Origin of the sequence: Streptosporangium sp. NPDC000239, assembly GCF_040300765.1 — a bacterium.
Lineage (GTDB): Bacteria > Actinomycetota > Actinomycetes > Streptosporangiales > Streptosporangiaceae > Streptosporangium.
On record NZ_JBEPEI010000001.1, the window covers coordinates 1,103,227 to 1,117,431 of the forward strand.

At 72.6% G+C, this 14,205-nt stretch carries 12 protein-coding genes; 4 read left to right on the forward strand and 8 right to left on the reverse strand.

Annotated features, from left to right (window positions below):
• Positions 1 to 50: 50 nt before the first annotated feature.
• Entirely contained in the window at positions 51 to 1,115 is a 1,065-nt protein-coding gene (locus ABT340_RS05060; RefSeq protein WP_352009344.1) for a LacI family DNA-binding transcriptional regulator, read from the forward strand.
• Positions 1,116 to 1,186: 71 nt separating this feature from the next.
• On the opposite strand, the gene ABT340_RS05065 is transcribed toward ABT340_RS05060, so the two are convergent.
• Entirely contained in the window at positions 1,187 to 4,708 is a 3,522-nt protein-coding gene (locus tag ABT340_RS05065; RefSeq protein ID WP_352009345.1) for an indolepyruvate ferredoxin oxidoreductase family protein, read from the reverse strand.
• A gap of 116 nt (positions 4,709 to 4,824) precedes the next feature.
• Here ABT340_RS05065 and ABT340_RS05070 point away from each other — a divergent pair, with 116 nt between their 5' ends.
• A complete protein-coding gene (locus ABT340_RS05070; protein ID WP_352009346.1) occupies positions 4,825 to 5,277 on the forward strand; it encodes an Lrp/AsnC family transcriptional regulator in 453 nt (150 codons plus the stop codon).
• On the opposite strand, the gene ABT340_RS05075 is transcribed toward ABT340_RS05070, so the two are convergent.
• From ABT340_RS05075 to ABT340_RS05085, 3 genes are all read right to left on the reverse strand, one after another.
• Positions 5,266 to 6,675, reverse strand: a complete 1,410-nt coding sequence (locus ABT340_RS05075) for a tetratricopeptide repeat protein (RefSeq protein WP_352009347.1) — start codon at positions 6,673 to 6,675, stop codon at positions 5,266 to 5,268. The two genes, ABT340_RS05070 and ABT340_RS05075, sit on opposite strands and share 12 nt — an antisense overlap.
• Positions 6,676 to 7,002: 327 nt before the next feature.
• On the reverse strand, positions 7,003 to 7,197 hold the full coding sequence (locus ABT340_RS05080; protein WP_352009348.1) for a DUF397 domain-containing protein: 195 nt from the start codon (positions 7,195 to 7,197) through the stop codon (positions 7,003 to 7,005).
• Positions 7,188 to 8,012, reverse strand: coding sequence for a helix-turn-helix domain-containing protein (locus ABT340_RS05085; protein WP_352009349.1), 825 nt, complete (start codon positions 8,010 to 8,012; stop codon positions 7,188 to 7,190). The genes ABT340_RS05080 and ABT340_RS05085 overlap by 10 nt, the downstream gene beginning before the upstream one ends.
• A gap of 176 nt (positions 8,013 to 8,188) precedes the next feature.
• Here ABT340_RS05085 and ABT340_RS05090 point away from each other — a divergent pair, with 176 nt between their 5' ends.
• Together ABT340_RS05090 and ABT340_RS05095 are read left to right on the forward strand one after the other, a co-directional pair.
• Entirely contained in the window at positions 8,189 to 8,785 is a 597-nt protein-coding gene (locus tag ABT340_RS05090; RefSeq protein ID WP_352009350.1) for a hypothetical protein, read from the forward strand.
• Positions 8,786 to 8,972: 187 nt separating this feature from the next.
• Positions 8,973 to 9,938, forward strand: a complete 966-nt coding sequence (locus ABT340_RS05095) for an endonuclease/exonuclease/phosphatase family protein (RefSeq protein WP_352009351.1) — start codon at positions 8,973 to 8,975, stop codon at positions 9,936 to 9,938.
• Here ABT340_RS05095 and ABT340_RS05100 read toward each other — a convergent pair.
• From ABT340_RS05100 to edd, 4 genes are all read right to left on the reverse strand, one after another.
• A complete protein-coding gene (locus ABT340_RS05100) occupies positions 9,868 to 10,554 on the reverse strand; it encodes an AAA family ATPase (protein WP_352009352.1) in 687 nt (228 codons plus the stop codon). The two genes, ABT340_RS05095 and ABT340_RS05100, sit on opposite strands and share 71 nt — an antisense overlap.
• Before the next feature lie 174 nt (positions 10,555 to 10,728).
• Positions 10,729 to 11,340 (reverse strand): bifunctional 4-hydroxy-2-oxoglutarate aldolase/2-dehydro-3-deoxy-phosphogluconate aldolase, encoded by a 612-nt coding sequence (gene eda / locus ABT340_RS05105; protein WP_352009353.1) that lies wholly within the window; start codon positions 11,338 to 11,340, stop codon positions 10,729 to 10,731.
• The gene (locus tag ABT340_RS05110) at positions 11,337 to 12,305 is read right to left on the reverse strand and encodes a glucokinase (protein WP_352009354.1); all 969 of its coding nucleotides are present in this window, start codon (positions 12,303 to 12,305) and stop codon (positions 11,337 to 11,339) included. Before ABT340_RS05110 ends, eda begins: the two co-directional genes overlap by 4 nt.
• Positions 12,306 to 12,315: 10 nt before the next feature.
• Positions 12,316 to 14,184: a phosphogluconate dehydratase gene (edd, locus tag ABT340_RS05115; RefSeq protein WP_352009355.1), complete on the reverse strand. Its 1,869-nt coding sequence runs from the start codon at positions 14,182 to 14,184 to the stop codon at positions 12,316 to 12,318.
• Positions 14,185 to 14,205 lie beyond the last annotated feature (21 nt).

Below are 14,205 nucleotides of genomic sequence, written 5' to 3' on the forward strand. Positions count from 1 at the left end.
GGATGCCGTCTGGCTTGCGCCCCGCTCGGCCGCATGGTGGGGTGCTTGTGATGGACGGCGAACTCCCGCGGGTCCCCCGGCCCCGCCTCGACGGCGCGGGCGTCAGACTGGCCGACATCGCGGCGCGGGCGGGAGTGAGCGAGGCCACGGTCAGCCGGGTGCTCAACGGCAGGCCGGGTGTGGCGGTCACGACCAGGCAGGCGGTGCTGGCCGCGCTGGACGTGCTCGGCTACGAGCGCCCGCAGCGCCCGCGCGGGAGCAGCAACGGGGTGGTCGGCCTGGTGATCCCCGAGCTGGACAACCCGATCTTCCCCGCGTTCGCCCAGGCTCTCGGAAGAGAGCTGACCCAGCACGGCTACACCCCGGTGCTGTGCACCCAGCTTCCCGGCGGCGCCCCCGAGGACGAGTTCACCGAGATGCTGACGGAGCGGGGGGCCAGCGGCATCGTCTTCGTCTCCGGGCTGCACGCCGACACCACCGCCGACGTCGAGCGCTACACCCGACTGGTCGGCCGGGGCCTGCCGATCGTGCTGCTGGACGGCTACAGCGACCGGATCGAGGCCCCCTTCATCTCCCCCGACGACAGGGCGGCGGCGTGGCTGGCCGTGCAGCACCTGGTGGACCTCGGGCACGAGCGGATCGGCATGGCCCTCGGGCCGCGCCGGTACGTGCCGGTGATCCGCAAGATCGAGGGTTACCGCCAGGCGATGGCGCACCTGCTCGGCGCGGACGAGACCGACGAGCTGATCTCGCACTCGCTGTTCTCCGTCGAGGGCGGCCAGGCCGCCGCGGTCCGGCTGCTCGAACAGGGTTGCACCGGGATCGTCTGCGCCTCCGACCTGATGGCGCTCGGCGTGATCAGGGCCTGCCGGGAACGGGGGCTGTCCGTGCCCGAGGACGTCTCGGTGGTCGGCTTCGACGACTCGCCGCTGATCGCCTTCACCGACCCGCCGCTGACCACCGTCCGCAAGCCCGTCGCCGCGATGGCCGCGGCCGCCGTCGCGGCCCTCATCGAGGAGATCAGCGGCACCCGGGGCAGGAACGTCGAACTGGTCTTCCAGCCCGAGCTGGTCGTACGCCGCTCGACCGGCTCCGGCCCGCTGGTGAACCGTTAGACCCGCCGGATGCGGGCCGCCTCTCCGCACCGGGCGCCGTTGACCGGTGCGGAGGGTCTCGCGGCCCCGGCTCAGCCCCGTTCGGGGGAGCCGGGCCTGCGGCCGCCGGAAAGGCGGCCGAGAAGGGAGGCGGCGGAGGCCCGGTAGGCGGCCACGTTGCGCATCTTGACGTGCTCGTAACCGCGCACGACGTCCGGCAGTTCGGCCAGTTCCAGAACCGTCGCCGCGGTCTCGGGGGTCAGGTGGGACAGGGCCCGCCGCACGTCGCGGGTGTACTCCACGACCAGCGCCCGCTCGGTCCTGCGCACCCCGGCCATGCCGAACGGGTCCAGCCGGGTGCCGCGCAGCCCGCGCATGCCGTACAGCAGGCGGAAGGCGGGGTCGAACCAGGTGCCGAGGCGGATCTTGCGGTTCATGCCCATGGCACGCAGCACCGGCGGGTGCAGGTTGTAGGAGATCTTCGCACCCGGCCCGAACTCGGCGGCGATCCTGGCCCGCTCGGCCGGGTCGAGGTGCAGTCTGGCGACCTCGTACTCGTCCTTGTAGGCCATGAGCCGGTGCAGGTGACGTGCGTAGGCCTCGGTGATCGGCAGCGAGTCCCCGGAGGTCCCCCTGGAGGCCTTCTCCTCCTCGGCCTTGACCGCGCGCACCGCCTCGGCGTAACCGGCCGCGTAGCGCGGGTTCTGGTAGGCGGCCAGGTCGGGCACCCTGACCGTCAGAAGGCGGTGCAGTTCGGTGCCGGGCTCGGCGATCGAGCCGACGAGCCGGGCGAGCTCCGGGTCGGGACGGGAGGCGGGCGGCGCGGGCGGGCGGGCCGCCTCGGCGACGGCCTCGGGGGCGGCGACGACGGCCCTGCCCCAGTGGAAGGCGGCGAGCGTCAGGTCGGCGGTCTTGCCCCCGCTCTGCCGTACGGCCCGCTCGATCGACTCCAGGCTCAGCGGGATGAGCCCGCGCTGCCAGGCCGCGCCGACCACGATCGTGTTGGCCGGCATGTGGTCGCCGAACAGCGCCTGGGCCAGGTCCTCGGCGTCGAGGTAGACGTTCAGTTCGCTCCTGGTGCGCGACTCGAGCGCGCCGATCGGTGAGCCGAGTTCGGTGACGTGCCTGGACGGGTCGACGACCATGGAACCGGTGGGGACCAGGCTGGTCGAGACCACCGCGACGGTCCGCCCGGGGTCGGCGGCGCTCAGGTGCTTGGGGTCGGTTGCGCCGAGCAGGTCGAGCGCCAGGTAGGCGTCGACCGCGCCGGTGCCCGCCCGCGCGGAGCGGTCCTCGCCGTCCTCGAAGATCCGGACGTCGGAGACGACGGTGCCGCCCTTCTGGGCCAGGCCGGTCTGGTCGAGCCCGCGTGAGCGCTTGCCGTCCAGCATCGCCGCGGTGCCGAGCATCTGCGCCACGGAGACCACTCCGGTCCCGCCGATGCCGACCAGCCTGATCGTCGTCTCCCCGGCGCGCGGCTCGGGCGCGGGCAGCGCGGGCGGCACGGGTACGGCCCGGCGCCGCCGGGTGTCCTTGCCGGGCACGACGGTCACGAAGGACGGGCAGTCGCCCTCGACGCACGAGTAGTCCTTGTTGCACGAGGACTGGTGGATCTCGGTCTTGCGGCCGAACTCCGTCTCGACCGGGAGCACGGACAGGCACTCCGACTTCTGCCCGCAGTCGCCGCAGCCCTCGCACACCCGCTGGTTGATGGCCACCCGCCTGACCGGGTCGGGCAGCTCGCCCCGTTTGCGCAGCCGCCGCTTCTCCGCCGCGCACTGCTGGTCGTGGACCAGCACGGTCACGCCGGGGATCGAGGCCAGCTCCCGCTGCGCCTGTTCGAGCGCGCTCCGGTCGCGGACCTCGGCGATCCGGGAGAGCCTGACCCCCCGGTAACGCTCGGGCTCGTCGGTCGTGACGATCACCCTGCGCACGCCCTCGGTCTCCAGCCAGCGGGTCAGGTCGGCCACCGCGAGCGACGGGGTGATCGTCTGCCCGCCGGTCATCGCGACCGCGCTGTTGTAGAGCAGCTTGTAGGTGATGTTGACCCCCGCGCCGACGGCCGCCCGTACGGCCAGCGAGCCCGAGTGGTGGAAGGTGCCGTCTCCCAGGTTCTGGAAGATGTGCGGGGTGTCGGTGAAGGGCGCCTGCCCGATCCACTGCGCCCCCTCGCCGCCCATCTGGGTCAGGCCGGTCAGCGTGCCCTTGCCCTCGCGGTTGATCACGATCATCGTGTGGCAGCCGATCCCCGCGCCGACGGGGGCGCCGTCGGGCACCGCGGTCGAGCGGTTGTGCGGGCAGCCGGAACAGAAGAAGGGGGTGCGCTGCGGGCCGAGCAGCTTCAGCGGCGCCGGACGGGAGATCACCGCCAGCCCCCTGTCGACCCGGTCGCCGGCCGCCGGGTCGAGTCCGGCCCTGCGCAGCCGGAAGGCCAGCGCCTTCGCCGCCAGGTCGGCGTCGACGCCGCCGCTCCTCGGGATCAGCGGGGCGCCGTTCTCGTCGAGCTTGCCCAGCACGCGGGGGGCGTCGGCGGTGCCGTACAGGACGTCCTTGACCAGGCCCTCAAGCAGCGGGTCCTTCTCCTCGACGACGAGGATCTCCTTGAGCCCCCTGGCGAAGGTCCTGACGATCTCCGGTTCGAGCGGCCAGATCATGCCTATCTTGAGGACGCGGACGCCGAGCTCCGCCGGGTCGACGCCCAGCCTGCGGAAGGCCTCGCACACGTCGTAGTAGGCGGTGCCGGAGGCGACGACGCCGAGCCAGGCGTCCCGGGGGTCGACGGTGACGCGGTTGAGGCCGTTCTCCCTGGCGTAGGCACGGGCCAGGTCGAGGCGCGGGCCGGTGAGGGTCCGCTCCATCTCCAGTGACCACGGCGTGAGCAGGGTCGCGTCGGGCGTGTGCCGGTACGGCCTGCCCTGGTACTCGACGACGGGCGTGACCGGGACCACACGGCCGGGTCCCACCTCGACCGTGCCGCTGGCGTCGACGACGTCGGTCACCGTCTTGACGGCAACCCACAGGCCGCTGGCCCGGGAGGCGGCGATGGCGTGGCGGCCGAGGTCGAGCAACTCCTGGACGCTTCCCGGATGGACGATCGGCATGCCGAAGGAGGCCAGCGTGCTCTCCGTCGCCGAGGGGAGCGTGGAGGACTTGCAGATCGGGTCGTCCCCGCACAGGGCGATCAGGCCGCCGTCGGGGTGGGCGCCGACGAAGTTGCCGTGCCGCAGCGCGTCGGCGGCGCGGTCGACACCGGGGGCCTTGCCGTACCAGACGCCGAGGACGCCGGCCTTGCGCGGCCGGGGCAGGCCGGGGACGAGCTGGCTGCCCCAGACGGCCGTGGCGCCGAGCTCCTCGTTCTGGCCGGGACGGTGCACGACGTCCAGGGGCTCGGCGTGCCGCCGCGAGCGGGAGAGTTCGAGGTCGAAGCCCCCGAGGGGGGAACCGGGGTAGCCGGAGACCATGGCGCCGGTTTCGAGACCGGCCGCGCGGTCGGCGCGCATCTGGTCGAGGATCACGCGGACCAGGGCCTGCGTGCCGGTCATGAACACCTGGCCCTCTTCGAGGGCGTATCGGTCGTCGGGAGCCGTTGCGCGGGTTTCGGCGGAGATCGTCATGATCGGTGGTCCCGTCTTGCCGTGGTGCACTTTGGTTGCCGCAAGGTTATGTCAGGCTGTCCGAAATATGATGTCAATATTTATTGTCCACTGCTGAGTGGATAGCATCCGATGCCATGGATGCCACAGATCGCGCAATCATCGGCCTTCTCCAGGTGGAGGGCAGGCTCAGCAACCTCGAACTCGCCGAGCGGGTGAGGCTCACTCCCTCGCCCTGTCTGCGCCGGGTCCGCAACCTTGAGGAGTCGGGGGTGATCAGCGGTTACCGGGCCGTCATCGACCCGGCGGCCGTCGGGCGCGGCTTCCAGGTTCTGGCGTACGTGGAGCTTGAGGGCCAGGACGCGGAGACCGTCACCGCCTTCGAGGCCGCGGTCCTGGAGATCGAGGACGTGGTCGAGTGCCTGCGCATGTTCGGCCGCCCCGACTACGTGCTGCGGATCGCGGTGCCCGACATGGAGGCCTACAGCCAGCTGTGCCTCGAACGGCTCGGCAAACTGCCCGGCCTCGACAAGCTGACCTCCCAGATCGCCATGAAGGCCCTCAAACCCGGTGGCGTCCTACCGCTGTGACCTCCGCGGCGCGGCGGACGGGGCGGGAGCCCCGGAGGGCGACGGCTTGGACGACGGCTTGGACGACGGCCTGGGAGAGGGCGCGGGCGGGGGAGGGGGCGGCGTCCTGGGCAGGTCGATCAGCGCCTGCCTGGCCCGGGGCGCGCCGTCGAGGGAGAAGTAGGGGTTGATCCGCAACGCCCTGGCCAGGTGGGCGCGGGCGGCGGCCGTGTCGCCGAGGGCACGCGCGATCTCGCCCCGGTGGTAGGCGGCCTGCGCGTTCCGGGAGCCGGGGGGTTCGGCACGGGCGGCGTACCCGGCCGCCTCGGCGTCGTGGCCGGCCCGGTGCAGCGCCCACGCCAGGGCGTCGGCGACGTCCGCGCCGCCGTGCCCGTTCCACTCGGCCCGCAGGCGCCGTACGGCGGAGGCGGGGTCGCCGTGGTCGGCCTCGAACCGTCCCGCCCTCAGCGCGTCCACCCTCGCCAGGCCGTGGGAGGTGAACAGGGCGTACTGCCGCGCGGCCCGCTCCGGCCGCCCGAGGTACTCGTACAGCTCGCCGAGGTCGGCCGTGTAGCCGGGGTCGCGGGCCGCCGCGGCGCCGTAGTCGCGGATCGCCGCGCCGGTCCAGCCGAGCGCCGCCTCCGCCCTGGCCCGTCCCGCGTACGAGGGGGCGTGCTCGGGGTCGGCGGCGAGCGCCCTCCCGTAGGCGCGTACGGCCCGCCGCGGCCGTCCCAGACTCCATTCGAGCTCGCCGAGCCCGTGGGCCTGGCACGCCAGCTCCGCGGGGGAGGAGGCCGCGAACCCGGCCCTGCGGAGCACGGCCCTGGCCCGCCCGCTCTCACCGCGCAGCCGCAGCAGGTCGGCGGCCCGGGTGAGCGAGGCCACGTCCGGGGTGCCGCCGAGCATCCGCCTCAGGGCGAGGTCCGCCCTGTCGTACCGGCCGAGCCCGGTGTAGGCGTCGGCCAGCACCGTGTACAGCGGCCAGCGGCGCGGCGCGGTCCTGCGGGCCCGTGTTCCCCAAGCACGGGCGGCGCCGTGGTCGTGCCTGACGTTGGCGATCACCCCCATGCCGATCATCGCGTCGGCCTCGGGGGACAGGCTCAGCGAGTACCTGAAGGCCGAGCGCGCCAGGGCGTAGTGGGCCGGGTCGCCGGTGCGCCCCGCCGCGTCGAGATGGGCGTCGCCGAGCGCCGTCCAGGCCCGCGCGTCGGCGGGATGCTCACGCAGGCGGGCGCGCGCGTCCGCGACGGGGTCGGTCCGCGTCCGGGAGGTCCGTGAGCCTCCGGCGGAGGACCCGTCAGGTCCGGTCGAGGCTCCGGGCGGTGTTCCGGGACCGGGTGCCGGATCACCGGGGCCGAACAGGGCCAGCAGGACGCCGCCCGCCGTCAGGCAGCCGAGCAACGGCAGGAATCTGCGCACGCGTCTCGCCTCCGCGCTCTCAGAGGTGGCCGGGCCACGGCGGCCCGTCGTTCCGCGTGGAACGGTGGGGAACGGGAACCGGCCGGCGGCACATTATCCGGATTTTTCCGGAAATGATCTCTCGGGAAACGCGGCGAAACCGGGTCGAGTACTGCGTGAAACCCACGTTCGGCGTCCTTTTCGAAAAGCCCCCGTTCAGGTTCTCGATCATGAGAAAGCTAGCACCGCGGGCACGAGCCCCTCGGGGAGCAGCCGGTCAAGAAACCCCAAAAACGGGAGCGAAAAAGCACGAGGCCCCCGCCGGAGCGGGGGCCTCACGGACCTGTGTCAGACCACGCCGGTCTTGACACGCGTCAGGAAGTCGGCCCAAACCTGGGGGCTGAACAGCAGAGCCGGGCCATCGGGGTTCTTGCTGTCGCGAACCGCGATGACGCCGGGGAGGTTGTCGGCCACCTCCACGCACTCGCCGCCGTTTCCGTTGCTACGGCTGCTCTTGCGCCACTGTGCGCCGGTCAGGTCCATGAATGCATCCTTTTCTCGATGAAGGCCGCCGATGCGGCCTGGGGTAGGGCATATGAGCGCAGGGCGTCGAACTGGGCCGATAGAGGGTCGACCCGCGCTGGATCGATCAGAAGCTGTGCGGCTTCCGCGTTCTCCATGTACACGATGTCGGGGGCGCCTTTGAAGGACAGGACCAAGATGGGCCCTGCGAGCCCGGCATAGGCGCCCACGTCGAAGGGGATCACCTGGATGGTGATCCGCGGTCGCATCGTGGCATCCAGAAGGTGTTGCAACTGCGCGCGCATGACCGCGCCGCCACCGATGGGGCGGGTCAGCACGGCTTCGTCCAGCAGGACGAAGAGGATCGGCGGGTCCGGCCGGTCGAGCAGTCGCTGGCGTTGCATACGCACAGTAATCATCTCCTCAACCTCCTTCTCGGTGTCGAACGGCCTTCCCGCCCGGGTCAGCGCCCGTGCGTAGTCCTCGGTCTGTAGCAACCCGGGAACCACCGACAGCTGATAGTTACGCAGCGTCCTTGCCTCCCACTCCAGCTCGAACAGCGAGCGCACCCACGCGGGGGAGGACTCCCTGCCGATCAGCGGCCAGAGCTTGACGAGGGTGCCGCCGGTCTCCAGGACCTCATCGCATCTCTGTGCGAACTTCCTGGTGGGAGCACGTGCGGCGGTCTCGATCAAGCCGACCAGTGAGGTGGAGTACGAGGTCCGTCTGGCCAGCTCCTGCTGGCTCCAGCCCATCGCCTCGCGCAACCTGCGCAGCTCGGAACCCCAGTAAGCGCTGACGCTCGTGCTGGGGTCCAGCTCTTTGGGGGCGGGCATGGGGGGCTCCCGTCTTTCTGGGTCCTACAGGGGTCGGGGTGGAACCTACAGCCGACCCGAACCGAGGTGCATGTACCTCTTCGTAGTCGAACATCTACAGAAAGTAATCACTCCTGTTCACTCTGGGAAGTGGAAACGAAGAATCGCTTGCATCGATTACCGAGAGGAGGTGGACGGTGGTGACGATCGTCCACGGCACATCCGCCTGGACGCCCGCCGTGCGTGCCGCAGGTCTGCTCAATGACGAGCTGGCCAGTCGGGGAGTCAAGGGTGACGTCCACGGGGGTTACGGTCTGGCGCTGGTCTCCGTGCACGGAGACCTGGTGGTCTGGACGGACGGAACGGTCTACCGCTGGTGGGCCGGACACCTGTCGCGGCGGACGGGACGGCGGCTCTACGCCGTCTACGGGGTGGACAACCCCGCGACCGTCGCGCGTGGGGTGATGCTGCGTTACGTCGAGCTGGACGGCGGACAGGACGGTGAGTACGGCGGCGGGTACGGAGGCGAGCGCGGAGGCGATCACAGCGGCGAGCACGGCGACGGGCAGGCAGGGCGGCCGGGGGAACGCCGCCCCTCCTTCGCGCCTCCGCCGGACAGGACGGTGCCGCCGCCGGGCAGGGCGTTGCGAGGGCCGGTCACGGGGGACCGTCCTGAGGAGCCGCCTTCCCCCGCCCTGTCGCGGCCGCCGGCCGTGTCCGGGGTCATGCTCGCGGCCGGGGTCGCGCCGGGCGTGACGGACGGGAGCCGTCCACGCCCGGTACCCGTCCGGTAGGCCAGAAAGAGACGCCCCTTTCCGCCTGGTCCTGCCGGGCGGGGCGGAAAGGGGCGGACGGCGGTAGAGTCGTCCGCCCGGCCACCGAGTACGGCGGACCCGGGGCGTGGACCGTTCCGCGCGGCCCCGGATCCCACGGCGGGGCCGTACGCGCGGGCCCGGCCGTCGAAGGGATCTCTGGAACGTCATGGCGCAGCGGTTTCGGGGCGGGCTCGTCGCGGCCGCGGGCACACTGACCGCCCTCGTCCTCGCCGGGCACCAGCTGGTGCCGAACTGGCGGGGATGGGGCAACACGCTCGACAGCGCCCTGCCGTGGTTCGGTCTCGTGGTCCCGCTGCTGGCCGTGGCCGCTCTCGCCAGGAGGTCACGGCTCGCCACCGCGGGGGCGCTGGTTCCGGCCGTGACGTGGGGGGTGATGTTCGGGCCCGCGTTCGTGCCGGTCGTCCGGGCCGGGCAGCCGGACCTGCGCGTGGTCCACCAGAACGTCAACATGGCCAACCCCGACCTCGCCGGGACCGCGAGGGCTCTTCGCGCGGCGCGCCCCGACATCCTGGTGGCGGCCGAGCTCTACGACGACCCGGTCCTGATGAACGGGACGGTCGATCCCGCCTTCGCCGCGGAGATCGACCCCGGCCTGCCCTACCGGTTCCCCGACAACCCCGGCATCGCGGTGTGGAGCAGATATCCCTTCGTGGGCAGGCCCAAGTCGGTGCCCGGGGTGCCGCGCTCCCGGTGGGCGACCATCCGTACCCCGCACGGCCGGGTCAACCTCTACGCCGTGCACCTGGCGTCCTTCCGCCCGGGGGAGCGGTGGGTCATCGCCGAGCGCAACGCCCAGGTCGAGGCGCTGGCCGCGGCGATCAGGGCCGATCCGAGCCCCCGGATCATCGTCGTCGGCGACCTCAACACCGCCTCGACCGACCGGGAGCTGCGCGCGCTCACCGAGACGCTCTCACCCGCGGCCGAGCGGGCGGGCTCCGGCCTGCAGTTCACCTGGCCGGCCACGCTGCCCCTGGTGCGCCTCGACCACGTGCTCACCCGGGGGTTGGAGGTGCTCGACAGCCGGGTGCTGCCCAGGTCGGTCAGCGACCACCGGCCGATCCTGGCCGACCTGCGTTTCCCCTCCGGGAGGGAGGCCGGCGCGGGCCGGTGAAGCGGATCGCGCCGACCCGGTCCGCCGCCGGCCTGTCCAGCAGGGTCACACCCGCGGCGGGCGGCAGGGGGCCGCGCCGGGCCCGGCCGACCAGGTCCCGCCAGCGGCGGCGGTGCCTGGCGAAGGTCGTCGCGGTGACCGTGCGCCCCCGAGCGCGCTGCCCGGCCCGCGCCGTCTCCGGGTCGACGTCGAGCAGGACGAGGTGGACCTCGCCGCCTGCCCTGCGGGCCAGCCAGGCGAAGCCGTGCAGAATGTGCGGCCAGGTGCCCCGGGTGTGCGCGACCACGTCGTGCCCGCCGAGCACCGCCCGTGCGATCCGCCACACATGTGTGGCATGCACGAGCGGAGTGCGGGCCCGATGTGGGACCGGCCCGAGATAGCGGGCCCACCAGTTGCGTGACTGCCGTGAGTCGATCACCCGGGTACCACCGGCGGCGACCGGCTCCCGTTCGTCGCCGCTGAGGCCGTACAGCCGGTCGAGCAGAGTGCTCTTGCCCGCGCCGGGGAGACCCGCGAGCAGGACCAGGGAACCCGGCGGATAGGTCAGGACCGTCGCGGCCCCTCCCCCGAGAGGAAAGGAGGGCGTGTCGCCGGTGGGGGAGGGGAGGGTGGGCATGGCGACTCCTCGAATGACGCGGTCATCCGAGGTCTCCTTCACCCGCGCCGTGCGGGCGGCCGCCCGGGGACGCCGTGGGACGTCCGTACTGACCGGGTCGGCTCTTGGGAAGTACTCCCCTCGCCCCTACAGGGTAAAGGAACGGTGCTCCCGGCTCCACCCCGTGAACGCCGCTCAGCGGAGAGCGGCGGCCTCCGCGGCCAGTCGCTCGATGCGGGAGTAGTCACCGGAGGCCAGCGCGTCCGCCGGGGTGAGCCAGCTGCCGCCGACACACCCGACGTTGGGCAGCGCGAGGTAGGTCGCGGCCGTCGCGGGCTTGATGCCGCCCGTCGGGCAGAACCGCACCTCCGCCAGCGGTCCGGCCAGCGCCTTCAGGTACGGCAGCCCGCCCGCGGCCTCGGCGGGGAAGAACTTCATCTCGGTCAGGCCGCGCTCGGCCAGCGCCAGAACCTCGGAGGCGGTCGCGACACCCGGCAGGAACGGCACGCCGCTGTCCCGCATGGCGTCCAGCAGCGAGGGCGTGGAACCGGGGCTGACCAGGAACCGGGCACCGGCCTTGACGGCGGCGTCCACGTCCGCTCCGGTACGGACGGTCCCCGCGCCGATGACGGCCTCGGGCACCTCGGCGGCGATCCGCTCGACGGCCTCCAGCGCGCCCTCGGTGCGGAGGGTGACCTCGATCACGGGCAGGCCGCCCCGGACCAGGGCACGGGCCATGGGGACCGCGGTCTCCGGGTCGTCGATCACGACGACCGGGATCACCGGGGCGATGTCGAGCAGACTCATCGATACTCCATGTTGGACAGGCGCTGGCTCAGCCACGCCGCCGCGCCGACGAGCGCGGGCTGGGGCGCCACGATCAGGTTCGTGGCGATGCCGGAAAGGTAGTCGTTCAGCATGGGGGTGCTCTCGAACCGGCGGCGGAAGCCGCTGGAGAGAACCCGTCCCACCATACGGGGCAGCACGCCGCCGCCGAGATAGACGCCGCCCCTGGCGCCCAGGGTGAGCGCCACGTTCCCGGCGAAGGTGCCGAGCATGCAGCAGAACACCTCGACGGTCTCCGCGCACAGCGAGTCGTCCATCCTGGCCACGATGTCGGCGGCGGTCAGGCGCGGCGCGTCGGTCCCGCGCACCAGTGCCAGGGCACGGTGCAGCCGGGTCAGGCCGGGGCCGGACAGCAGGTGCTCGGCGATCACGTGTTCGAGCCCCTCGGAGCGCAGCGCGCGGACGATCTCGTGGTCGCGCTCGTCGAGGATCGGCACGGTGACGTGGCCGCCCTCGCTGGGGATCGGCACCCAGCCCTCGGCCGCGGGCGCCAGACCCCCGACGCCGAGGCCCGTTCCCGGCCCGAGCACGGCCTTGATGCCGTGCGAGGGCGCGGGGCCGCCGAGCGAGACCAGATCCTCCCCGCCCAGGTGGGGCAGGGAGGCGGCCAGGGCCTCGAAGTCGTTGAGCAGTTCGGCGTTGGGGATGCCGAGGGCGTGCACGGAGCCCGACCAGCCCGCGTTCGTGAGCCGGTAACGGTCTCCCTCGACGGGACCCGCGATCGCGATACAGGCCGCTCCCGGCTGAACTCCGCCCGCGTGTTCCGCGAGATAGGCGGCTACGGCTTCGGGAAGCCCTTCGTGATCGGCGCCGGCCAGCACGGCCACCGCCTCGGGGGCGCCGCCCGGCTCGGTGACCAGGCCGAAACGGGCGTTGGTTCCCCCGACGTCGGCGACAAGCCAGGGGAGCCAGGGCAGGCTCACCATCGCGCGTTCCTCATGCCCCGGCCTCAAGGCTCTCCGCGTGGCCGTTCAGGGCGAAGATCCCGGCGCCGCGTTCGGCGGGGCCCGCCGTACGGCGGAAGGCGGCGAACAGCTCACGTCCCGTGCCGACCCACCGGGCGTCGGTGAGCGGGGCGCCCTGCGGGGTGCGGGCCGCCAGCTCCTCGGCCGGGACGAGCAGCTCAAGGGTGCCTGCCGTCGAGTCGAGACGGATCGGGTCGCCGTCCCTGACCAGTGCGATCGGCCCGCCGTGCGCGGCCTCGGGCGACAGGTGGATGGCCGCGGGAACCTTGCCGGAGGCCCCGGACATGCGGCCGTCGGTGACGATGGCCACCCGCTGCCCCCGGTCGAGCAGCACCGCCAGCGGCGGGGTGAGCTTGTGCAGTTCGGGCATGCCGTTGGCGCTGGGTCCCTGGTAGCGGATGACGGCGACGAAGTCCTGGCCGTCGAGCTCGCCCGCCTCGAAGGCGCGCAGCAGTTCGAGCTGGTCGTCGAAGACCTTCGCCGGGGCCTCGACGACCAGGTGCTCCGGCTTGACCGCGGAGACCTTGCTGACCGCGCGGCCCAGGTTGCCGTCGAGCATGTGGATGCCGCCGTCGGGGGAGAAGGCCTCGGAGACGGGACGCAGCACGTCGGGGTCGGTGCTGCCCTCGGTGCGCTCCTCCCACAGCAGCTCGCCGTCCGCGCCGTCCTTGAGGACGGGGGCCGAGCGGTAGTGGTCGAGGCCGTGTCCGGCGACGGTCAGCACGTCGGCGTGGAGCAGCCCGGCGTCGAGCAGGTCGCCGATGAGCACCTGCATGCCGCCCGCGGCCTGGAAGTGGTTCACGTCGGCCTGGCCGTTGGGGTACATGCGGGTCAGCAGCGGCACCACCTTCGACAACGCGGCCAGGTCGTCCCAGAGCAGCTCGATGCCCGCTGCGGCGGCGATGGCCACCAGGTGCATCGTGTGGTTGGTCGAGCCGCCGGTGGCCAGCAGTGCCACACAGGCGTTGACGATCGCCTTCTCGTCGACGACCCGCCCCACGGGGGTGTACTCCTCGCCGTGCACGGTGATCTCGACCGCCCGCCTGCCCGCGGCCTTCGTCAGGGCCTCACGCAGCTCGGTGCGCGGGTTGACGAACGTCGAGCCCGGCAGGTGCAGGCCCATGACCTCGATCATGACCTGGTTGGAGTTGGCGGTGCCGTAGAAGGTGCAGGTGCCGGGCGAGTGGTAGGAGCGCGACTCGGCGTCGAGCAGTTCCTCCCTGCCGACCTTGCCCTCGGCGAAGAGCTGCCGGGTGCGTGCCTTGACCTTGTTGGGCAGGCCCGAGGTCATCGGGCCCGCGGGCACGAACACCGCGGGCAGGTGGCCGAAGTGCAGCGCGCCGATCAGCAGGCCCGGCACGATCTTGTCGCAGACGCCCAGCATGAGACCGGCGTCGAACATGTCGTGCGAGAGCGCGATCGCGGTGGACATCGCGATGACCTCGCGGCTGTAGAGCGACAGCTCCATTCCCGCGCGGCCCTGGGTGATGCCGTCGCACATGGCGGGCACGCCGCCGGCGAACTGCGCGACGCCGCCCGCCGCGCGCACGGCCGCCTTGAGGATCGGCGGATAGGTCTCGTACGGCTGGTGCGCCGACAGCATGTCGTTGTAGCTCGACACGATCGCGACGCCGGGCTTGACGTTGGCCATCAGGTCCGGCTTGTCCCTGCCGGCGGCGGCGAAGCCGTGGGCCAGGTTGGCGCAGCCGAGATGTCCGCGCGCGGGCCCGCGCTCGCGGGCCGTCCTCGCCTCGGCGTCGAGCCGGGCGAGGTAGGCGCCACGGCTGGCGCGGCTGCGCTCGGCCAGGCGGTCGGTGATCTCCTGGATGGCGGGGTTCATCCGGCCTCCTCGTCGGTCGTC